The 22,360-nt window shown below is 55.3% G+C and carries 13 protein-coding genes; 6 read left to right on the forward strand and 7 right to left on the reverse strand.

The genetic code is table 11. The features are described 5' to 3' along the window. The first annotated feature begins 264 nt into the window (after nucleotides 1-264). The 3 genes from SD626R_RS02060 to SD626R_RS02070 are packed head-to-tail and all read left to right on the forward strand — an operon-like array spanning nucleotide 265 to nucleotide 3,326. Complete coding sequence (locus SD626R_RS02060; protein WP_092562808.1) at nucleotides 265-1,332, forward strand: tripartite tricarboxylate transporter substrate binding protein; 1,068 nt, start codon at nucleotides 265-267, stop codon at nucleotides 1,330-1,332. 12 nt (nucleotides 1,333-1,344) lie between these two features. Then, complete coding sequence (locus SD626R_RS17435; RefSeq protein ID WP_092562811.1) at nucleotides 1,345-1,839, forward strand: tripartite tricarboxylate transporter TctB family protein; 495 nt, start codon at nucleotides 1,345-1,347, stop codon at nucleotides 1,837-1,839. Beyond that, the gene (locus SD626R_RS02070; protein ID WP_092562814.1) at nucleotides 1,839-3,326 is read left to right on the forward strand and encodes a tripartite tricarboxylate transporter permease; all 1,488 of its coding nucleotides are present in this window, start codon (nucleotides 1,839-1,841) and stop codon (nucleotides 3,324-3,326) included. The genes SD626R_RS17435 and SD626R_RS02070 overlap by 1 nt, the downstream gene beginning before the upstream one ends. Before the next feature lie 450 nt (nucleotides 3,327-3,776). On the opposite strand, the gene SD626R_RS16260 is transcribed toward SD626R_RS02070, so the two are convergent. From SD626R_RS16260 to SD626R_RS02085, 4 genes are all read right to left on the reverse strand, one after another. Beyond that, a complete protein-coding gene (locus SD626R_RS16260) occupies nucleotides 3,777-4,385 on the reverse strand; it encodes a hypothetical protein (protein WP_137782578.1) in 609 nt (202 codons plus the stop codon). Further along, nucleotides 4,382-7,189: a plasmid replication protein RepH gene (locus SD626R_RS02075; RefSeq protein WP_176697249.1), complete on the reverse strand. Its 2,808-nt coding sequence runs from the start codon at nucleotides 7,187-7,189 to the stop codon at nucleotides 4,382-4,384. Before SD626R_RS02075 ends, SD626R_RS16260 begins: the two co-directional genes overlap by 4 nt. Nucleotides 7,190-7,679: 490 nt before the next feature. Further along, nucleotides 7,680-8,183, reverse strand: coding sequence for a DUF8112 family protein (locus SD626R_RS02080; protein WP_092562818.1), 504 nt, complete (start codon nucleotides 8,181-8,183; stop codon nucleotides 7,680-7,682). A gap of 219 nt (nucleotides 8,184-8,402) precedes the next feature. Beyond that, nucleotides 8,403-8,702 carry a helix-turn-helix transcriptional regulator gene (locus SD626R_RS02085; protein WP_092562821.1) on the reverse strand — a complete coding sequence of 100 codons (300 nt, stop codon included), beginning with the start codon at nucleotides 8,700-8,702 and terminating at the stop codon, nucleotides 8,403-8,405. Nucleotides 8,703-9,082: 380 nt separating this feature from the next. On the opposite strand from SD626R_RS02085, the gene SD626R_RS02090 reads away from it, so the two are divergent. Together SD626R_RS02090 and SD626R_RS02095 are read left to right on the forward strand one after the other, a co-directional pair. After that, complete coding sequence (locus SD626R_RS02090) at nucleotides 9,083-9,415, forward strand: phage repressor protein (protein WP_092562824.1); 333 nt, start codon at nucleotides 9,083-9,085, stop codon at nucleotides 9,413-9,415. A 616-nt stretch (nucleotides 9,416-10,031) separates the two neighbouring features. Continuing rightward, nucleotides 10,032-10,262: a ferritin family protein gene (locus tag SD626R_RS02095; RefSeq protein WP_199242127.1), complete on the forward strand. Its 231-nt coding sequence runs from the start codon at nucleotides 10,032-10,034 to the stop codon at nucleotides 10,260-10,262. A gap of 394 nt (nucleotides 10,263-10,656) precedes the next feature. Here the strand turns inward: SD626R_RS02095 and SD626R_RS02100 are convergent, their stop codons facing one another. Beyond that, entirely contained in the window at nucleotides 10,657-13,650 is a 2,994-nt protein-coding gene (locus SD626R_RS02100; protein ID WP_092562827.1) for a queuine tRNA-ribosyltransferase tRNA-guanine transglycosylase, read from the reverse strand. A gap of 438 nt (nucleotides 13,651-14,088) precedes the next feature. Between SD626R_RS02100 and SD626R_RS02105 the strand changes: the two genes are divergently transcribed. Continuing rightward, on the forward strand, nucleotides 14,089-14,415 hold the full coding sequence (locus tag SD626R_RS02105; RefSeq protein ID WP_092562830.1) for a DUF7344 domain-containing protein: 327 nt from the start codon (nucleotides 14,089-14,091) through the stop codon (nucleotides 14,413-14,415). A 496-nt stretch (nucleotides 14,416-14,911) separates the two neighbouring features. Here the strand turns inward: SD626R_RS02105 and SD626R_RS02110 are convergent, their stop codons facing one another. After that, a complete protein-coding gene (locus SD626R_RS02110; protein ID WP_092562833.1) occupies nucleotides 14,912-16,675 on the reverse strand; it encodes a phospholipase D-like domain-containing protein in 1,764 nt (587 codons plus the stop codon). Between the two features lie 208 nt (nucleotides 16,676-16,883). Beyond that, complete coding sequence (locus SD626R_RS02115; RefSeq protein WP_092562836.1) at nucleotides 16,884-22,340, reverse strand: DEAD/DEAH box helicase; 5,457 nt, start codon at nucleotides 22,338-22,340, stop codon at nucleotides 16,884-16,886. Nucleotides 22,341-22,360 lie beyond the last annotated feature (20 nt).

Consider the following 22,360-nt stretch of genomic DNA (forward strand, 5'->3'; position numbering starts at 1 on the left):
CAACGCCGAAGCCATTGATAACCCTCAATATCGAACGGTCCTGCTGTTCCTGTCGCCGCGGTATTCAAGAATTTACCAACCGAATCTATAACCCGTCAGAGTTGGTGGACACAGTTTCTAACTCATGCAGCTTCTGTTAAGAGGTACAGCGCACTTTCGATAAACAATACGCGTTGAAACTGTTAGAGTCGTTAAATCCACAATCGTACGATATTGGAATGAACAAAGGATTTATAATTATTTACTATGAAATGCCCGACCGCCATGTCAGATGACTTTGCAAAGCGGCGAACGTTTCTCAAAGGAGTTGGTGGTACCGCATCGGTTGTCGCGCTAGCAGGATGTCAAGGCGGTAGTGACGGTGGCGACGGTAGTGATAATGGCGATAGTGATGGATCGTCCGATGGCTCAGACGGAGGAGGCTCAACAGACTCTGGAAGCAATACGCTCTCCAGTGAGATTGAGATGATCTGTCCATGGGCGTCGGGCGGCGGCACGGACCGAACCGCCCGGCAGTTGGCGTCGTTAGCTGGAGATCAATCTGATTCTTCCTTCTTTGTGAGCAACGTGACTGGTGGCAGCGGAAGTGCAGGCTTCCGGCGGGTTGCCAACTCAGACCCGGACGGATCAACAGTCGGGGTGCTAACTGTTGAGGTGTGTACTATTTCACATCTTGATATCTCAGACATCACACCCGACGATTTCAAGGCCGTTATGCAGTACAATTTTGACCCAGCTGCCTTGACTGTTCACGAGGACGCTCCATACGATACGATTGAGGGATTCGCCGAACACGCTCAGAATACTGATGAGCAGATTCAGATTTCTAACTCCGGCATCGGCGCCATTTGGCACCTTGCAGCGGCACGGTTCGCACAAGCTTCAGGGATTCAAGATCAAGTTAATCATGTCGGGTATGACGGAGGCGCCCCTGCTACCACAGCAGTCGTAAATGGTGAGGTCGAGGCTACGACAGCGAGTGCTGCCGAGGTCGCCACACAGGTTCAAGATGGGCCTCTCAAGATACTCGGTGTTATGGGCGAGGAACCAGTCGATATCTTCCCTGACACACCGACGTTCCAAGATGCAGATTATGACATAATTGTCGGTGCCTGGCGAGGACTTGGTGTCCCTGCTGGGACGCCGGACGAGACTGTTTCAGCACTCCATAACGTGTATAAGACGGTCTATGACTCGGATGAGTTCCAAGAATTTATGAATAATAACGGGTTTGGGCTTGTATACCGTGACCCCGAGGAGTTCAATCAATTCATGGACCAGCAGAATGGCGAATTTGAGGAACTTATATCAAATCTGGACCTTGGAGAGTAGCTGAAAGCATTGATGTCGTTGGAATTCTCTCGGACTGACGAGGTCGGTTCTGTTCTGCTAGTAGCGTTCGCTGTAGGGGTGTTCATTGTCAGCAATAGTTTCCCCAGTGGAGTTGGCGGGACACCTGGACCGGCGCTGTTTCCACGGTTCATCGCTGGAGGCGTAGCTGTACTGGCGTTTATACAGCTTGTTGATGCCTTTGTGTCGCGAGATCAGGATATAAAAACCGTGACAAGAAGTAATCTCTCCCGGTTCGGTGCCCCGGTAACACTTCTCGTTGGTTATGCACTTTTACTTCCACTAGCTGGCTTTCTACTCACAACGATAGTCTTTCTCATCGCAGTCATGTACTACTCGGGAGCACATACTTTCCGAGTGATTGTACCGCTTGCAATCGGGATTAGTGTAATTCTCCAGAACGTTTTCGTGGGCTTTCTTCATGTGCCCCTCCCCGATGGACCGTTTGGACTCGGTCGTACCATCTCTTTGACAGTAGGTATTCTCTGATGAATCTCGCTGCAAATCTCTCTGGAGCGATTGGAGCTGTCACTGAGCCAATAACATTTCTCCTACTTGTTACAGGAGTCCTCATTGGTATTATAATGGGTTCACTTCCCGGAATGACCGCGACGATGACCGTCGCGGTTTTAGTATCGTTTACATTTAGTATGGATCCTGTTCCTGGTATGATGCTTTTGCTGGGCATCTATGGTGGAGCGCTGTACGCGGGTTCCATCCCGGCAATCCTCATTCGTACTCCGGGGACACCGAGTGCTGCTGCCACTGTTTTTGATGGATTCCCGCTCGCGGAGCAGGGTAAGGCCGGCCAAGCCATCTCTGTCGCAACGATTGCTTCTTTTATTGGCGGTGCCGTGAGCGTCGTGTTGTTAGCGTTTGTATCGCCGCAAATTGCCTCCTTTGCACTTGAATTCGGCTCTCCTGAATACTTTGCACTCGCAGTTTTCGGATTATCAATCATCGCCAGTGTGAGTGGAGACTCACTAATTAAGGGCCTCATCTCTGGTTTACTCGGGATGTTTTTAGCGACGGTTGGGCTTGACCCTGTGATGTCTTCAGCTCGATTCACATTTGGGTACCAGCCACTCACATCTGGCATTCAGTTTATTGCAGTAATGATTGGACTGTTTGGTATCGCTGAAGGCTTATACCGGTATCAAGTCGGATTAGACGAAACTGGGACTGACCAAGATATCACTGACCTATTTCCAGACAGAGAAACCCTTAGTCAGATCCTCCCACTTTCGGCTGTCTCAAGCATTGCGGGGAGCATCATTGGAGCAATACCTGGAGCAGGAGGAGACATTGCTTCTTTTGTTACTTACAATGAGGCAAAGCGGTGGCTCGATGATGGCATGTTCGGCCACGGTGACATCCGTGGTGTGGCGGCCGCCGAATCAGGAAATAATTCTTCGACTGGCGGAGCACTAATTCCAACTCTTACCCTCGGGATCCCTGGCGACTCAGTAACGGCAATTCTCATAGGGGCACTCATGGTCCATGGTATCCGTCCCGGGCCCGCCCTATTCCAAGACGAACCCGAGCTCGTCTACTCGATCTTCGTCGGATTCTTTCTAGTGTACATTGTTATTCTAATTGTAGGCCTACTTGGTGCGCGCTTTTGGGCACGGATTATTTCTTTTCCACCGAAGTACTTGTGGCCAGTTATCTTTGTCCTCTCGCTCGTTGGCGCATACGCGCTTAGAGGAAATCCACTTGATATTTGGACTACGATCGGTGCTGGGGTGCTCGGTTATGTCATGCGTGTTGAGGATTACCCATTAGCCCCGATGGTACTCGGGCTAATACTCGGTCCAATAGCCGAAGTAAATCTTCGCCGGTCGCTACAACTCTCCGGTGGGGAGCTAGGTATCTTCATTGAAACGCCACTCACAGTGACAATATTACTGCTAAGTTTGTTATCAGTGACTTATCCACTTGTACAACGTTTTCGTGAGCGGCAGGGTCTTAGGTAGCGACAGTCGGCCTTTATATTATACTAATCCCGACTTTTATGATGCGATGGGGGCGGACAAATATCCGGTACGCGATGAGAGATACAGGGGTTGTCAACGAGTGGTGATTCAACACCATCTCGGGCCCGTCGATTCGGCCCTCATTTCCTGGTCACAGCAATCGTGAATCACAGCTTTGCCGTTGGAATTTTGACCGACCGGTAGCCAATTTCCTGACATCATCGATAAGTCGATCGACCAACTCTGAACAACTGGGCAGAGAAGATTTGAGAAAGATACGCATAAAGATGGTTTGTCCCATCTATGTATTAATATAATTTTCTGACTGCTTAGCTAAACACTTGTTCAGAATATAAAGCGAGGCGTATTGGGAGTCGTCGGATTCATCCTCGAAATGAACCACGAGAGTGTCTTCTCAAACTTTTGCTATGTGTACCCTAAGGAAGGTGCCTACTCTCTTGGGTCATACTCAGTTACGTCCCATTTTCGATCTGCGATCTTTTCGTCAATTCGCTGAATATCTGCCTCATCAAGGCTTTCTGGCTCACGAAGTGGAATTCCTAGATTCAATTTTTTGCCGAAGGTAATTGCCTCACGCCGTCGTGAGACCATTCCAAGCTTGAGTTCAGCGAGTATTCGCCGAATCATGTTCCGTACCTGCTTGAATTTCCGGGGGCCACTGCCCCGGTCAAATCCGGGAGCTAAGGCCCAATAATCAATATCGTAATCACTGAACGTATATGACCGATAGTTCAGGATTTGTCCGGTCCCCTTGGCGATGTGATGACGGATATAATTACGCGTCCGTTTGACTTCGATTCCGACACAGCCAACAGCTGGATGCTCGGCGATGATGTCGATACGGCCGTGTTCGTCGTCATCCATTACCTCAGACTCAACGTCCCAATCGTACTCTTCAAGCAGCGCAATCAGATAGGCCTTGTATGCCTCTCCACAGGTGAACTCTACCGCAGTAAGCTGCGGTATCCCATCGATAACGTTCTCTTCGTCGCACTCTGCGTCTTTCCATACCGGGTCGTCGGTGGGAATTCCGATCATTGTGTGTCTTGTAGTGTCGCAACGTCAGCCTCGGTTAGGTGAACAGTGCGCACGGCGTCGGTCGCCGCGGGGTCGGTTCGGAGCGTTGGCTGAGTTCGTCCGCTTTGATCAGTACTCACTCTGCCACACAGGGCACTCACACGGTGCTCCAGGCGGTTCTCGATGAATCCGGGCTGTTGAGCTGTGTGCTGTCTCGCGGTGGGTCTGTGCCGTGGTTTCCTCCAGTGGTCCTGTGTCATCGCGACTGACAGTGGGTTGGCCTGCAATCTGCCAGCTCGCTCTTTGGTCATCTGGAGCCGCTGTGGTGGGCGTTCGAGTGTCGCCGTCGACGCGACATTGTGACGACCTCCTCCCGGGCAGGGGATATCTTGGATTCGTCGACGGGGGCATGGTGTCGATCGACGGTCGCAACTGACTGCCCGCGTATGGACGGTCCATTTCTGATATCCGTCCACTGTTGTCGACCGAACTCGGGGCAGCTCACTCACGGTGCCAATACGGCGATCGTAGCTACTCGCCGAGATATCGGCGAGCTCGATGAGCTCTTGTCGACCACACGGCTCAGAGGTCTGTATGAGCGTCGCGTAAAGCTTGGTTGCCGTTGGGGTGAGGTCTGGCCGGAACCGGTCACATGGTAGCGTTGCAGCCGCAGTACTGGCCGCTGTGAGCCACTCTTGCTGAGGCTGTTCCATAACTGCTCGAATTAGACAACTCACGGTGTCGTATGGGCTCGTCCGGTGGGGAACGTCACGCCCAAACGATCGGAGACAGAACCGCGTGAGTTCACGGCGAACACGCGGTGACCACTCTGCGTCGTACTCATCTGCAACCGTGTCGACAGTCTCGCGGATCGCTCGATAGGTCGTCCCGTCACGAACAGAGATCGATAGTGTCGGGGCGATCTCGTCGCCACTGGCGATCGCGTCTCTGAGGACGCCAAGCTCGGCATCGAGTGCCGTGGTGAGTTCTGTCTGGAGTGCGGTGATTGTCGGGCCGGTAAGCACCCACGACGCGGTCAACTCCATCGAGGCGCCTCTCTCGATGTCGTACGGCAGCCGTCGCTTCAGCTTCGCCGGACGCGTCTCAAACAGCATCCGATAGCCTGCGTGGACGCCGTATACCGACTGTTTCGGCACCGTATGCCGGATGAACTCACAGAGGTCGGTTCGTTTCCTCTCGTTGGTCGCGAGTGTCTCGGTGTCTGGTAGCCGGAGTGTCACCGTGAGATCGACACCAGCAGCGTGATACAGCTGGGTGGCCGAGGCGATGAGTCCGTGGAGGTCTTCAAATAGCTCTCCACGGGCCGCGCTGTCGGTGCTGTCGGTGAGTGCACTAAGACGAGCAAGATGGCTGTCACGGACGGTTTCGACCCGGTTACGCCACGCCTCATACACCTCCTCGTCTTCGCTGAACCAGCCGACCTGCTGGCCACGACGGAGCGTCCGGCCAGGTGCGTCGGTGAACGCACCGGTTCCGCCGTGGATGTTCGCGAACGTCTCGCCAAGTCGCGACGGTGTGAGGATCTCCGACAGCGCCGTCTCGCTGAGTAAGACGCCCGCGAGACGTCCCAGGGTGGCAAGGGGCCCGCCCCACTGGGCGATCGCGAGACACTCCTCGTCGTGGTGGCTGAGGTAGCTCACTCGGCCGTCGTCAAACGGTGCAACCGGGTCATCGACGAGCGTGACCGCCCCACGCTTCGCTGGGATGGTGAATCGCTGGTGGATCGACGCTGCGTCGTGGGTGTCGATCGTCTGGACATACCCCTCATCGGCGTCGCCGGTCGCTGCAAGCCACGATTCAACCGTGGTGTAGTCGGCCCCCGAGGCCTCCCGCGGGGGCGACACTGTACTTGCTGACTCGTGAGTGGTCGTGGTAAGACTGTGTTCCAACTGGGTCTGGTCCGGGTGTTGAAGCTCACATTCCGCCGTGAGACACTCGGTGACGGCCGTTTCTCCGAGATCGGTGAGTTCGACTGTGTTGTGTTCCCGGCGCCGGTCGATCGCGACCAAGCCCCGCGACTCCAAGTCGAGCACGTACCGACCAATCGTCCCACGCTCGATGTCGAGGTCGGGATCATCTGCGAGGTCGGCATACGTGCGGCCGCTCTCAGCTGGTAACGCGGCGAGTAACCGTCGTTTCCCGGGTGCAGACGCGAGTCCATCTAGGGCGTCCCACACCCTCTGTGTGGTGTCGGTGGGACCGAGTGGGTCAGCGGCACTGCGGTGTCCCTGGTGGTGGGACCCATCCCGGCTGTGAGTAAGACCGAGATGGATCGCACTCCACTGCGGGTACCGACGAGCGAGCTCCCGCTGGAGCGTCGGTGAGGCGACGACCCGGACGTCGAACCCGTCCGCAAGCACGGCGATCGCCGCGAGTGCGCGGACGCCGGTCCGCCGATCGCTAAGGTTAGTCCATGCCGGGCCATCGAGGACCAACGTGAGCGCCCGCGGGCTGGGATCGAGTTCGCGATGCAGGGCGACCGGTCCCTTGGCGAGCGCCCCAAGGCCCGCGTTGACGGCGCCGCGACCCGTGCCAACTGACTCGACCGTCTCGATTAACGACTCGTGGCGGCGTTCGTGATACGTCGACTCAGTGGAGGTGTCGGAAAGCGCAAGCTCGGTGATCGCCTGCGTGTACGCGACCGCCTCCGCAGTCGCATCGTCCCACGTGTCCTCTAGGGAGTGCCACTCCGGGAGTGTCGCACCGAGTATCGACGAGCTCGCACGCCACGGGTCGGTGTGGCTCGTCTGTGTCCGGATTGTCTCGCTGCTTGCCTCACGAAGCTCGCCGAGGAGTACTGGCACCCACTCGGTGAGTCGCGGCGAGACGGCTGAACAGCGGATGCCAGCGGCATCGTGTTGTGTGGTTGGTCTCACGAGATGGACACCACGCTCGCGGCCCTGTGTGGCGGGCTGGGAGTGCCCGTTGTGGGGGTGATTGCTGGCCGGCATCACTCGGGTGGCTCCCAGCAGTTGACCACCGCGACAAGCCGCCGCAGTAGCTGCCGGATGTAGTGGCGGACCGTCCGCGACACTGGATCGGCATCGCGGGCTAGCCGGATCGCGGCGGCGATGTCGGGATCGTGAGCCTCATCGACCGCTCTCGTGGCCCGGAACAAAGCAGCTCTCACACCGGCCGCGTCATTGGTGCTGCTCGCGGTGAGTGCCTGACGAAGGTGCGCGATCGTCGCCTGGACGGCGTCCGGATCTGCCGCTGGTTGTCGAGTGGACAGACGGGTTGGGTGGCGATCAGCTCTCGTATGTCGAGAGGTCTTGGTGCGGGGTGGTGAGTCCATTAGTCATCCCCCTCGGTTCTCGGTGGATCACCGACCGTTACCTGTGTCCTGGCCTCGCGCCGCTGCTGCCGTTGGGTTACTGTGGGCGTGACCTGTTCCACGAGTGGTGTCTCGGGCGGCAGCCAGCGGATCGTCGTGGTCGCTGGCGAGCTGACACCTAACGGGACCGGCTCGACAAGGATCGGCCACGTCGACTGTGTCGCGGCGTCCGAGACGAGCCCGATACGCCCGGCGACGAGCAGTTCGTGGACGCCGAGCGTGAACACCTCCTGTTGCCGGTGGTCGGCGTGTGCGCACACACAGTGGCCGATCTCGTGGGTGCGCTGGTCTGCTGGCTTGGAGACGTACGCGACGATCTCGTCGCCCTCAGTGAACGAGCGCCTGCAGTGTTGACACGCGCCCGAGGTGGACGCAAGCGACAGCTGATCGAGGCTTGTGGTGAGCTCGCTTGTCGGGTGGACCGTCGGCGTCGAGCCGGTGTCGGAGTGTAGCTCCCGACTCATGGCCCTCGGTTCACGTGTGTGAGAGATCGGCCACAGTACCACCCGCAGCGTGGACAGACCCACCCGTTGACGAAGCGATTGACGAGCCGGTCACACTGGCGGCAGCGCCAGAGCTTCGTCATTGTGCGCGGCCCTCCACTGCCTGCTTGACGCTGATTTCGTCGTAGTCGCCAGTGAGGCGTTCCCGGGCGTCAAACCGGATCTGTGGATGGGTGGAGCTCACGCGGTCTCACCCCGGATCCACTCGTCACGTTTTTCGAGCGCTGTCTGCGCCGCGTCAGTCAGGCTGTAGCTGTTGGTGCGGCCGTCGCGCAGGCGTTTACTGATGAGTCCGTGCGCGACGAGCTCGTCTAGGTTCTGGTATAGCCGACTGTGGTTGATCGTTTCATCGTAGTAGGTGCAGAGGTCCGCTTTCAGCGAGAGCCCGCTCTGTTCGTCAGTTTTCGCGAGTGCGCGAAGGAGGTCTCGCTGGAAGGCGGTGAGGTTGGCGACGACGTCGCCGTCAGTCGTCGCGCTCATGCGAACTCTCCAGTATTTTTCTTGGTGTCAGTCGCTTCGATACGACCTGAATTGACCCGTTCAGGTGCCGGGCTCTGGGTTATACAACCGCTTGTCAATTTCTGGAGTGATACGTCTCCGGTCACGCAGGGCTTAAGCCCCGCAGTTGCTATCGTCAGCATGGTTCTGTGTCACAGCACAGAACCCGACCTGGCCGGGTGCTGGTACACCGCGGCCGGGATTCCGACATTCTTTCACTAGCCGAGGGTTCGTCACTCGGGCTCCGTGTTTACTCAAAATGGGTGGTACAACTTATAAGTTGTGTATGAACCTTGTAGCTCATCAAACAATCCTAGATTCTAATCGTGTGTAATAGGTTTTTGCGAACTAGTAAACATGCTATGAGATATTCTGGCGACTGGATGGCACTCGTCGACGACAGAGTGCTTGAATATCTACGCGAGAACGCTTCTGGATCTCCTACGGAAATGAAGGAAGAGGGACCGATCCGGTATTCGAGTCAGTACATCGGCCGTCGATGTAAGAAATTGAAAGAAAATGGGCTCGTTCAACATCTCGGGAACGGTATTTACGTCATCACCGACGATGGAGAGGCGTATCTCGATGGCCGACTCGATACGCAAGAATGGCGCTACATCGATGACGAAACCAACGAAGTCACTGCCAGCAGTTCCGAAGACATCCCCGGTGAGTCGACCGGAGGCGAAACTTGAATGAGTACGTCATGAATGACACAGTTTGACGGATGAATTCTTGAGCAGTTAGCTTCGGAAGGTGCTGCGACCTTGGAGGGACTTGTCCAAACTTACCGGTGAGGGTAGTCCCAGTCGTGTGACTGAGCGGCATCAGATGTTGGTCAACGATGACCCCTGATAGTAGAACTCCGCTGCTGAGGGTCTTCTTTCAACTATTATTCGCGGTGTTCCTACTAATTTGAACAAGTGGGGGTTACTGTGGTTCCGTGTATAGCACTTCCTTCTCGACACATTTGAGATCAGCTGTCCCGTACAGAAGAGCAGTGAAACAGCAGTATATACTCAAGAGCATTCGTCTTTAGCTAAGACTGATAGTAATATTCAAAGCTCAGAATATAACTAAAGGTGTTGGGAAGGACAATTCCAGCCGGTGAGACGCTGTTCATCGTGAAAACAGGCGATTGGAAACGCTAAGATTGGTGTTTTCGGCGTTTTGCCGAGGTGTACGAGCGAAATTCGACCGCAGATCACGGCTAGATAGTATTACTGTGAATATTAGCTAAAGACGGATGTACTCAAGAGTTGGTAGGTCGGCTAATGTAATACTTAGAGCGTGTATCTCTCACCAAGATCTGTGATCTGGTTCGATGTCGAAGGCGACGACCTCCGTGATCTTGACGTGATCAGTACCGGACTAATTAACGAACGTTTGGAGATTACGCTTCTCGACCGATTAATTCTCTTAGCCGACGAGTTGTCACTCCCGGTGCTGACAGTGTTGAATCTGGAGGAAAAGCGGGCAGAGGCTCAGGTACCATTTAAACGGATGTACCAGTTTCTTGAGGACCGACGTATCGGTAGGTGACGATCGGATCAACGCTTCCACCGTCATGTTCCAAGGTTTCGCCAGAACCGACCAGAGAAAACTCCGAGGAGCCACAGATCTTCCGGTCGGTAACCTTGATGGCTGTCGTGACAAAGAGTATCTCGCTCCTTCTGTAGGAGATTGTTGATACAGTCGTTGCTAGCTGAGCGGGAACACTAATCGAGTTTCTAAGTACCTCTACCGTGAACTCCCAATTTGATTCACGCACCCGCAAATCGCCAGACTACAGTCCACCAACAATGCGCTACACAAGACCGACTTCGACAGTCGCAGCTACTTCGTAACTAGCACTTTTCATATCCCGTACTAACCCAGTTAGCGCCACACCGGGCCCGTATTAGCTCACATTACAGCCCTGAATCGGGGTGTCTGTTCAATACTTCTCGAACGCGGCCTGGGCTGGTTCCTCGTCGACCTGACGGCAGAGCCTCTCGACGAGTTCCGGTTTCAGTGCATCGTAACCGTCGATCCACTGAGCGAAGTTCTTCAGGTAGTGGCCTTTGAGACCGACCACGATCTTACCGTGGCGCTTCGCGTCTTCCGTCCGTGCGGGGACTGATACGATATTCTCGAACTGCTCGTCTACCAGTTTCCGGTTGAATACTACACCGATACGGTCGGCCGGGACCTCCTGAACTATCTTGTCGACGTCGATACTGGTGTAGTAATCGCTGCCAAGCGTGAAGAAGACGATGTCATAATCCGACTTAGTCAACACTCGTTCCAGTTCTTCTTGAATATTCAGTTGCCTCGACCGCTCCCGGATCTCGCCGACATTCATCGAACTGAAGGTCACTTCGTACGGTGGAAGCCGATCTCGCTCCCCGACCAGTCCGAACCCGGCACTAACGAAGTACCGTTCGACATCGTGATCGTTCCCTCGTAGCCGACGCACAGCGTCTTTGACGAATCCCTGCTGACGGCCGGTGTACAAGTCGCGGGCCTCGATTTCAGGGACGTTATTTTGTCCTAATAATTCTTCCCTAGTGTATTCCAGCGTTTCCTCTTCGTCGAAAACGGGCGCTCCCTTCGGGATTTCCTTCGACCCGGAACACTGGTCGATGACGAGGATGTCAAGACCGTCCGTTGTATCGATCGTCGGGGGATGCGGGACGAAGTCGTCACCAACTGAGTAGTCCCGGCCACACGTTTCCAAGACGCTCTCCCTCAGTTCGCGTGGGTCATCAAGTGACTGAAGAGTACAGTCGTTCTCGCTTACCGCCTCAGAAATTCCCGAATCGATCTCTCCATCCTGAGTAAGAAGAAATAGGTGTTGATAGCGCTCGGTTTGTTCACCTACTGCTTCGGCCGTTCGGCCCGGAGCGAAGGACACGAGCGACGGCGTCTCATCCCACCATTCTTGTACACCATCGCCGTGTAAGGCCCCGACTTCAGCGACTGGAAGATCGTGGACCGCTTCCCAGAAGTCCGGATGTTCAGCGCGAAGGTAGTGTTTAATGGTGTCGTATCTCCCGAGGCTAGCTGTCCCCTGAGTTGCCACCAGAATCTTCGGGAGGTCTTCTGCGAACTGGTCGTAGAACCGCCGCGTGTTGTGGAATCCACGACGGCGGTTCCGGTCGTTCCCCCGGAAGATACACACCTCAATTCCGTGTTCCTCGCAGATGGAACAATCGCATTTGTCCCAAGGGCGGTTCCACAGTGTCTGTTGGTACTCCTCTAAGAGTTGTTCGTCTCCGATCCACTCTGCATAATCCTTGACCACGTTCCAAACTTGCTCGTACAGACTGAATTCCGGTACAGCTGTCACGGTGTCCACAATCTGATGGAAAGGCTCAGAAAAGTCGTCTACGTCAGGGAACTCAGAAAATCCGACACGCGAAAGGGCTTCCTCCTTGAGGTGGTCTGGCATCCGAGGGAACTGCTCGAATTCACGCTCCGCAGTCCGCAGCAGCTCGTCGTACTCCTCGAAAGGAACCGGCGATTCGGGGTCGTCCTTTCGTAGGAGTTTGACGAGTTTGCCCCTGAGTGTGTCGCTGAAACTCGCCTGTAATTCCCGCCCGTACTCGAAATCGTTTCTGAAGGCCGACTCGACGTCCGTCAGCAGAGACTTGTCGTACTTCGAGTCGTGACGGTGTTCTCGAAGGTAATCGCGAGCCGCCGGAAGAACCTCCTCGGCCTTCTGGTGCCAGTCGTGAATGGCTTCGATGAGGGGGTACTTCTTGTCGTAAGCACGTAATGCCACCAAGGCTTCCCGCCCACGCAGCGACTTCTCTACGGCCTCATTGAGGTCATCACTAGTCGAAGGATAGCGAATCCGAATCGCGTCGTAGCGCTCCTCGCTGTCAAGTCGGTAGTTCTCTCCACCTGTCCAGGCCGATCGCAGCATACTCGCACTATCGAAGCTCGTCATCCCGGACCGGCCAATACTATCGAAGCCGTCGGTCTTCGCGAACCCGAAGACGTGGGAATCGATCCGGGTGCTATGCTCCCGTTCAAACGACTTGACTGCCTTGCCGACTCCCTTCACGATCTTCCGGACTTCGTGAATGGGACTACCGGCGACGCCACCGATTCCGAGATAATCGTACCCGAGATCAAGTACCGTATTAGCGGCCTGGGCGTACGACTGGGGGTCCCAGCCTTGGATTGCGACCATGAGTCGAAACGGATATTCACCGTCCTGGTACAGGTCGTACATCTCACGGGCGTTCCTGAGAGTCAAATCGTAGCGAAACTCCTTGTCGTCTTCTCGGTAGACCGCACGTGGATCGTTATCCAGTCGGCTGAGTGTCGCGTCAATATCCCCTCGGAAGTCAGTCGGATCGAACGATTCCACGTCTTCCCCTGCTTCTGTCCGTATTGTCGGTTCATATTCGTCGACGTACTCTGGCCACTCCTCTGGCCATTCGTCGATCATGACATCGACGACGTCGGTGAACGATTCGGGAAGGTCACTCTGTTTGAATCCGTCATGGAACGCACGCTTGTCTAGGTAGAGTCGCCCCTTGTCTTTCCCCGATCCGAGGACGAGATGGTCGATAGTAACGCCCACAGAGACATCCAGGGTCTCGTAAAAGTCCAGCATATCCCCGTTTCCGTAGGGAGGGAACGGGAGTGATTTGTACCCCCACGCCCCGCAGTCGCTGATTGTCGGTAGCCACTCCGGAACTGAGAGGACTGGGTCGTCGTACACCCCGTATTCAGCCAGGCGTTCAGCTTTTCGGTCAGTTTCTTCGACCTGTTCTCGGGAGATCAACACGCCGTCGATGGGTGTCGTCTCGCGATCAAAAATGTCCCAGATGTAGTCTAGGGTTCGCTCCTTACGGTCGAGGCTAGAGAGTTCGTCGTGCTCGAAGTCGTAGTAGGCATCAACCGCGTCGTCCCACTCAGGAACGTAGAACCTCACAGATTAGAGTCACCATGTTAGGCTTACTTCGTTCCACCATATGAATATCCCTTTCTACCGCGATTAGATGCCCACTTGATATTCTTTGATAATATTTGTGTGTACCTGGTGAATGAGTCTCCATGTCCTTAGAACAGCAATACTCGTCGGAGCTGACTGATGTGGGCAAGCGAACAACCGAACCGTAGACTCCACTGAGCCGAATTACCTACGGTTAAGTTGATTCCAGCGCTAATTCGTCCTGACGCGCGGGTTGCTCACGAAGAGTGGGCCCGGTGCTGGAGACACCGACCCCCGCGCTGCCTGAATAGACAGCATGTATACTAACAACGATAATCAGCAAAAAACCGACGGTCGTATCGTATCTTCGGCGATGGAAGAATCAAAGAAGAGGTGGTCATTTTGAGCGCAGTTAGTGGTTCCTCAAGAGTTACAGACGTGCTCAACTTCCTCGGCAACCGACGGCGGCTGCTAACGCTACGGTACCTCGCTCTGTTCGAGCCGGGCACCACCATCGAGGTACGTCGCTTAGCACGGGTCATCCAAGGAGTTGAAACTGAGAACGCACGTAAAAACGAGGGAACTGCCGATTACGAATCGGCGTACAACGCGCTGATCCAGACCCACCTGCCGAAAATCGATCAGAGAGGTCTCATCCAGTACGACGAACGGCGCAAGGCGGTAACCGTGGAAGAGTCGCTTGAACGGCACGTCGTCCTTTCGACAATCGCTCAGTTCGTTCTCTCGACTGGGTCGTCTGTCTGAAGTCCAGAACCTGATTATGCCGTTCTAACGGCCGAATATGTATTACTGTTACCACCGTTCTTCTAATTGGACGACGAATAGCCGCGTAGTGGGATGCGTGGCACTGGAAGTGTCGTCGTCTACACCTGGGATGCTTGGGAGTTGCCAGTTCCATCGGTGGCATCACTCCCTTCTCTGAAGTCGTGGATATTGATTATCGTAGCCAAGCGCGTGGAACTTATGATCATAATCTCGCAATCGATCCAACTGGGACACGTCCAGCACATGATCGGGAGCGAAAAAGGACGCTAGACTTCGCGATAGAGAGGGAAGAATAACTACTACCTGTGTGACGGTAATGACGGCGCTGATTGAGGATGTAACTTCTGTCGAAAATATAGACGAAGACCGGTTGTTATGTATCCGGTAGTAAATTTTTCTTTTACAAAATCGAATTGCTGAGCGAGAGATAGAACACTAGACCAGTTCGCTGTTGGTCCGAGTAGAGGGTGTAACCTCAACTGTAGTCAGTCGGTACAAGTTGATGGTTTGGAACCTCTTGTAGGCGTTTAGTAGATAGTTCGTCGGATTCAGCGAGTTCCCATACGATGTCGAAGAACTCGAGCGCAGCGTCAACGAATTGCGTCCGCTCTGTGTATACTCCGCATTCGGGGTTCCAGTCGTAGCTGTTCTCCATGAAGTTCGCCGAACCGAGCAATGCTGCGCCTTCCTCAGAACCTCCGATAGTCTGTACCTTCCCGTGGATGCCGAATTCACCGAGCTCGCGGAAATCCATGTCTGGATTTACCCGCTGGTGCTCTTTGAACCGCGAATAGGTGCGGATCGTGACCCTCTCTCGGTGGTGCTTGATTTCGCTGAGCAGGTTCTGCTGTAGGCGTCGCCACTCCCAGGGTTCTTTCGTGTGTCGCGTCAGCAATCGTAGTGCGAATCCTTGGTTCAGGAGGCGCCGTATCTGGGAGACGTATTCGTTGAACGTATCGTCGTCAAACGGCGTCATAATCCGCAGGACCTTGTCATCAAGATCACGTTCAAGCCCGAGACTGAACAGACGGTCGGTCATCGCTGTGTACGACCGCATCCCTGCGGGTCGATTTTCATGCCAGTGTCGTAACCTCGCTCTTTCACGGCCGAGACCCCGAGATTCACCCACATAGTCGTCCATCTTCTTCTCGCCAAGAGCCTCAGGATCCACGAGGGTATACGAGAAATATGCTGGCGCAACATCACCGTCGGAAAGAGAGTCGTAATCTTGAGCAACGATGGCGTCACTAGCGGCCGGTGATAGTGTCGTCACTGACGCTCGGGACAACGTTTCCATTCGTCGTTGTATTGCCGCACAACGATCGACAAGATATGTTGTATACTCCTCCTGAAGGCTGCTACCATCAACCTGCGTCGGGACAGTGGAGAATTCAATGACTTCGTTGTCACCGATTTCGCAATCGACGCCGGGAATTCCGGACAGTAACTGATAGAGTTCGTAGGGCGTCGCACCGAGACGATCGGTCACGAAGCTCAAATCGAGGGTCGTGAATTTAGAGTGGGTAGAGACCGTGGCAATTACGTTAATGAGGTCTTCTCGCTCCGCTTCACCGATCTCGGAACCACCATCAATATCAGATACACTGACTCGTTTTCCAACATCGACCTGTGACAGTTCGGTTTCTGCCGGCGGAGCTAGGAGCGAACGTACTGTCTCAAATTGGCGTTCGTACTCGTCGTATTGCTCTTCGATTGCGTCTTCAACCACGCTAGTGTCCGGGAGTGACACATCGTTTTTAACAAGCGATACAGCGACTGATTCTAACGAGAACGTATCGTTCGATAGCTCTCCAACCAATCGTTCTGTGATGGCTTCGAGACAGTCACGTTCTTCGATGCCTGAAATCTGTGGAAGAATATATAGATAGCCCTCAGCAGTAGCATCTTCTGTCGGCACTTCTCTTTGGGCTTCAAGAGCTGATTCGATGCGCTCGAAGTGCGGTTCCACACTGTCCGGGTAGATCGTCAGGAGGCCGGCAGACCCGAGAAGTGGACTGAGAATTGTCTCTTCCCAGTCGCCCGCGAGCAGGCTGTCGAACTCTCGGCGGGGTAGAATTTCGTCCTCGATCCTGAGACTGGACCGCAAGACCCTTTCGGCTGTCCGAGAACTGGCAACGATGATGGCTCGAATGAGCTGGCGAGGTTCGTCTACTGAGAGAACCAAACTACCAGCCAGAGTTGGGCGATCTCCTTTAATAAGGCCCAACTCGTCGAGCATCCAGTTGTGTATCTCTGTGACCCGCTTCAATTTTCGTTCATCATTCGTCCGCAGCGTTTCCGCACGAATATGTGGCGAAAGACACTCTTCGAGACTGTCCTCGGTCACTTTCGCCGATAGTGCTGCGTAGATACTCGCCGGTGAGACTCCCCAGAGCCGTTCGGGAGAGCGAGTCCGAAGTGCTCGCGCCGAGTCGGTTACGTCATTTTCAGTCATCGTTTCTCGCTTCCAGGTGTAGGTCGTGAGACAGCAGTTCGAGCAACTCGTCCTTATCGAACGAGTCGGGGTCATTCTGTTCGGAACAGCCGTACTGATAAAGGCAGAACGGGCATCCGTTCTCACAGTTACACTCCGACTCCTCCGGAGAGAACGCATCGTGCATTATCTCGATCGCTCTCTCGAACTTTTCACCGTCATCCTGTGTGAGGAGTACGGTGATTCCACTCCCCCCCTCGTCGGAGTCGTACACTAACGTACCTTCGTCCTCGATCGACTCAGGAACCTGGCGAACACTCACACCGCCGATGTATTGGAGTGCCACCCGGAGTCCGTGAGCGAACCCGTGCTCAAGTTCCTCACTGTCGAACCGAATACGTGCGGCCTTGGTGTCGAACTTGGTAGCGGGACGCACTGCGATACTTTCATCTGCAGGATGTTCGGGGTTGTTCGTACATGCTGCGGACTCCCCCATGCTAGCGATCATGCCGTTACAATCTTCAATACCACACACCTCGAATACGTTCGGAAGCGGGTCTGAACCCCCATTCTTGTATGTCGCCCAGTATTTACTCGTCGAAGCGGCGATCGTTACGTCACCGTACTCGAATTGGCCGTGTACGTTTCCGCTTTCGTCGACGATGTCATACGAGATTGTAGAGTCGAACGAATCCCCCGCGTCAGTGTCTACTGGTGCGTACGTGCTCTGTACTTCTTCGTCGGCTTGGTACACACTCGACGGCTCAAGCTCACGGGCGTTGGGCGTTATCCCCAGCGGTAAATCGTGCTGGAACGCAGTCACGCGTTCGGGTACTTTCGTGACCAGCCGCTTCAACTGGGTGCCGCATGACTCGCAGTTCGACGTGTCAGTATCGTATTCCGAAGCGCACGTCGGGCAGATAGCCGCGTCCTCGAATTGTTCGCTGATACGGGCGGTTTCCAGTGGCTCCCATTCCGTCCGCGTCACGACGTACGTCTCGCCGTTGTGAAGGTACGCCGCCCCCGGGTGGAGTTCGGAGAGTGCGATGCGACGGTCTCGAGAACCGTCACTAACGTTATCGAACTCCTCGCCGACGAGTTGATAATCGACTGAATCACCCACTGACCGCAAACCGAACGCTGCCGGACTCTCTCGGTTGAGGTACTGGCCGAAGTCCATGTCCTCAAGCCGCCGCAGGTAGTCGTCTAACTGGTCAGTACGGCGACGCAGTTGCTGCTTCTGTTCACGTAGTGTACGTTTTTCTTCGCGGTCCCGGGTGCGTCGTTCTTTGCTGCGGATGTCTGCGACCTCTTCGTCAAGTTCCTCTAGATCACCATCAATAGCGTCTCGTTGAACGTTATAGAGGTCGATAATCGTCGCTTCGATACCACGGTGGTCGTCAGTCCCCCGTAGTGCCCCTTCGACGACGTCGTCGTACTCGTCTAGAATCGATTCGACGGAGCCGCTACAGCTGTCTCGCTGACAGTCACCATTGTACCCGGGTTCGTGTTTGCGACCACAGCTCGAACAAATACCGAAGGAAACCAAATCCTCGAGCCATTGTTCGATCTCGTCCTGGTTCTCGTTGATGACGGAACGCAGCACTTCCAGTGGGGCGTCGTCGCTCTGGTTCTGTACTTGGAAGTTCGACGACGACAGAATACCGGTGAACGGCAGTAGGTCGTTAGGCTTCGACTTGGACCGTGGAGACGGCTCGTCTTTACAGACGACGAATTCGTCGAGTCCGCTCTGGTCTCGTCGCCATGGAACCCACCGGGTCGTCGCTACGCAGTCGAGGATTCCCCACGTGAGAGACTGGTGGAGTACCTCACGATTCACTTCGTTGAGCGGAATTTGCTGTGGGTCGGACGCGATGAGTTCCTCGGGATGCTCGTGGTAGTAGTAGTCGATCGGATTTCGCTGGCTGACCGAGTGTACGAGTGAATTTCCAGATTCCCGCCCGGCACGTCCGATACGCTGGAGGTATGAGTTCGCGTTCGGTGGGGTGCCGTAGAGGAGCAGCGTGTTGAGGTCACCGATGTCGACGCCCAGTTCCATCGCTGGCCCCGAAGACAGGAAGTGAGGGAACCTACCCTGCCTGAACTGGTATTCCAGTTCCCGTCGTTCGTCTCGGTCTGTCTCCCCGTAGTAGGCCCTTGCGAGGAGCATCATGGGATCAGACGTCGTTATTTGTTGTGCCGTCAGTGAGAAGTGGGAATGCGAGAACGTGGAGCGGTCTTCCGGAGTCGAGTCGAATTCGACCACATCGTCAGGAGTGTCGGTCAGTGTTGATTCGAGGCTCGTGACGAAGTCTTCCTGACTCGGACTGTAGTACGTTGGCGTCGCTTCACTGACGACCGCGCATTCAATTTTGTCTTCCTCCACCATCACGTACCGGCTGCCGTCCTCTTCGACCCGACGGACCAGTCCCCGGTCAATCAGTGAGTCGAGATGGCTGTGCCCCTTCTCAACTTCATCGATAAGTTGTGGTTCGTACCGGTGATTCTGTGCGACACACTCTGCGAGTAGTTCCCGTTCGTGTGGTTCGAGATCACCGATGTCGGCGTTCAGGCGAACGTCAACGATTCCGTCGTCAGTGAGTTGTTGACTACGGTAGCGTTCGCTGTACTGTCCAGCGAAGATTCTCGACACCAGTTCTTCAGTCAGATACTCGTCGACTGACTGGTCGTAGTTGGTGAGAAATTCGAACGCATCCGGCGGGTTGTTGGTTTCCCCTTCGAGATCCTCCTCATACTGTTTTCCCTCGGCTACGCCACGGTCGACAACGCCCGCTAATGACGCCCATCCAGAAGCGTCGGCCTCATTCCTGAGACTGCTGACGAACAGCTGGTCGAAAAAGAACGCCTCTTCGGGTTCACGGAAGTTCCGCTCCAGTTCTTTCATATCGGACTGACTGTCCGCGAACGAGAGCATCTTCGATTCCGTGAAGCTATCAGGGTTGTCGCGGTCAGCTAGCGACCGCAGCAGGTACCGTCCTTGTGTCACCGCTGTGTTTGCCGGGCCACGCAGCATCGCGTCGTATCTACCGCTCTTCGAGTAGGTCTCCCGTTGGTCTTGGTGGTAACAAGGAAGGCCACCGGGGAACTGGCTCGATTCCCGAATACGGCCGTCATCGTCGACCATCCGGAAGTTACTGTATCCTTTCGCGCGCCGGACGATTTCCGGATCGTCGCAGTTGCAGTCCTGTCGTCCACCCGGAAGGAACTCGCGCTCGCAGGACGTACACTCGTCGACCATCTGAATGTCGAACAGCGCGGTACGGACGAACCGCCGGTTTCCGCAGTTACATGTGTTTGGGGATCGTCCGAAGTATACTTCATCGCAATCTGAATCACCGCAGGTCCATCCGAGTAGCCGCTTCGGTGTGAGGTCACCATCACAGTCTTCGGACGTACACGCCTGTACGTCGGAGTTTTCGTATATCTCTCCACACTCAGTACAATACTGGACGCTGTCGTCCGACAGGGGCTCTAACGCGGCAGTGTTACACGAATGGCAGGTCGGCTCTCTGGCCTCCTCTACTGTGACCTCCTCGTCACAGTCCGGGTTCGAACAAATGTGGGCTTCCATCGAGTCGTCGAGTACCATCGAGGAACCACACGTCGGACAATCCTGCTGGTGGTCGACCTTCTGGCGCTCGCCACACTCGGAACACTCGTAGAACGGCCGCCAGTAGACGCGGACCATCTCCGGCGTTTCGCCTTCGGCTGTTTCACACTGGCACTCCCGCCGCGAGAAGTAGTCGAATCGTCCCTCCTCCGAGGTCACAGTATGTGGTTCGAGTCGTTCGCAGTTCGGACAGAACCACGATTCAAGTGACTCCTCACCACACTGGTTACACAGCGAGAGCTTCGTCACGTAGTGATGTCCGCATTCGGCACAAGCAGATTGTGGAGTATCGTAGACCGTTCCACAGTTGATACAGGAGTAGTAGCCGTCGAGCGGCCAACTGAATAGATGAGCACGACGCTCCAGAATCCCGGATACGTCGCCTATCGTCATGAAGTTCTCCACCACCGTCTCTGCCTGTTCCTCGGTTAGAGCGGCAGATTCAACGAGTCGATCGCGTAGGCCGTCGGGTCGAAGTGGTTTCTCTCGAAGAGCCGAGTAGATGCCGCGAACGAAGTCCAGCATCTCGCTATCGCCTTCCACGAGGTGTTCGTAGAGATCGCCTTCGACGTCTACCTCGTCGCTAGAATCGTCGATACCCGCTGCTTCGAGGACGAGTTTCGCAGCCTCTGTCTCTCCGGAACGCAACTCGTCGCCTGACAGTTCGGTCGTAGTGAATTCGTCGGAAACGTCGCTAGGGAAGGGAGCATCGAGTGTGCGTCCTTCCTCCTCGACCACCTCGATGTCGGGGTCGATGAAAGGGTTGATACGCTGGAAGACGGAGAGTTTGTTCTCGACGGTGGCGCTCGCACCGACGATAGTGAGATCGTCGTCGGCCTCGCTGTTGTAGTCGTTGAGCTCCTGCCGCTCCCGTATGTACCGCCGCATCAGCGCCGAAGTGAATGAGCCGAACAACTCGGAATACTCGTGAATTTCGTCGAAGACGAAGTATTTCGGCTCGGCGACGAACCGCTGCTGTGCCTCGTTCGCATTGACGTTGAACAACCGGTAGTTGATCGTGTCTGGGTTCGTCAGCAGGATGTCAGCTGGACTTTCGACGATGGCGTCTCTCGTGACTTTGATGAAGTCGAACGTGAGGTCCTCATCGTGTTCTTCCAGCGGTTCGACGACGAACGAGTCGTCCGAGCGACGCCGGACAGTCAACGAAGAGTCACACTCTCCGCACGGGCAGTCGAAATACTGGAACGTTGTCTGGAGGTACGCTAGTTCGTCGGGATCGCGACGTTTCGTGTCCCCGTCGTAGATACCCACAGTGATCTGGTCGTTCGCCGAGCGGTCTCGATTGAGCGTGAACAGGTAGTCGATGAGGCGCTTCAGCTGGTCCTGTGCCAGAGCTTTCGTCGGGTACGTGAGGACACATTTGACGCTATTTGGAGGATGTTCGTCGTGTTGGCCTGCTTTCGCTTCAGAGATGAACTGGAGTATCGGAATCAGCCATCCTTCCGTCTTCCCCCTCCCCGTCGCCGCGGTCAACAGCGTGTGGTGGTCTTCACCGACTGCCTCGATCGAGTCCTCCTGGAATTCGAAGAGGTTCCGGAATCCCGCCTCACTGAACGTTTCCGTGACGTCCGAATGTAGGTCGTGATTGTCGGCGAAGGTCTCCCACGGCGTGTCACTCATTCGAGGGAGGTCGAGTACCTGAAGGTAGGGCCCCTTCGTTCGGATGAACTCGGGGAGGTCCTCTTCCAGGGACTCGCCTACACCTTCGTGGTAGCGGGAAACGAGGCTCTTGACGGCTGGCGAGGGTTGTGAGCCTGCGTAGTGTTCGGCGTACGATTCGCGCATCGTGTCGGCGAGTTCCAGTGGGTCGAATTCCATCGGTGGGTATCTCCTGTGGG

The sequence above is a fragment of the Halorubrum sp. SD626R genome (assembly GCF_001261915.1).
Classification (GTDB): domain Archaea; phylum Halobacteriota; class Halobacteria; order Halobacteriales; family Haloferacaceae; genus Halorubrum.

Excerpts from the sequence above, each read along its gene's own strand:
- SD626R_RS02060 (WP_092562808.1), top strand. The coding sequence starts at position 265 with ATGTCAGATGACTTTGCAAAGCGGCGAACGTTTCTCAAAGGAGTTGGT.
- SD626R_RS17435 (WP_092562811.1), top strand. The coding sequence starts at position 1,345 with ATGTCGTTGGAATTCTCTCGGACTGACGAGGTCGGTTCTGTTCTGCTA.
- SD626R_RS02070 (WP_092562814.1), top strand. The coding sequence starts at position 1,839 with ATGAATCTCGCTGCAAATCTCTCTGGAGCGATTGGAGCTGTCACTGAG.
- SD626R_RS16260 (WP_137782578.1), bottom strand. The coding sequence starts at position 4,385 with ATGATCGGAATTCCCACCGACGACCCGGTATGGAAAGACGCAGAGTGC.
- SD626R_RS02080 (WP_092562818.1), bottom strand. The coding sequence starts at position 8,183 with ATGAGTCGGGAGCTACACTCCGACACCGGCTCGACGCCGACGGTCCAC.
- SD626R_RS02085 (WP_092562821.1), bottom strand. The coding sequence starts at position 8,702 with ATGAGCGCGACGACTGACGGCGACGTCGTCGCCAACCTCACCGCCTTC.
- SD626R_RS02090 (WP_092562824.1), top strand. The coding sequence starts at position 9,083 with ATGAGATATTCTGGCGACTGGATGGCACTCGTCGACGACAGAGTGCTT.
- SD626R_RS02110 (WP_092562833.1), bottom strand. The coding sequence starts at position 16,675 with ATGCTCGACGAGTTGGGCCTTATTAAAGGAGATCGCCCAACTCTGGCT.
- SD626R_RS02115 (WP_092562836.1), bottom strand. The coding sequence starts at position 22,340 with ATGGAATTCGACCCACTGGAACTCGCCGACACGATGCGCGAATCGTAC.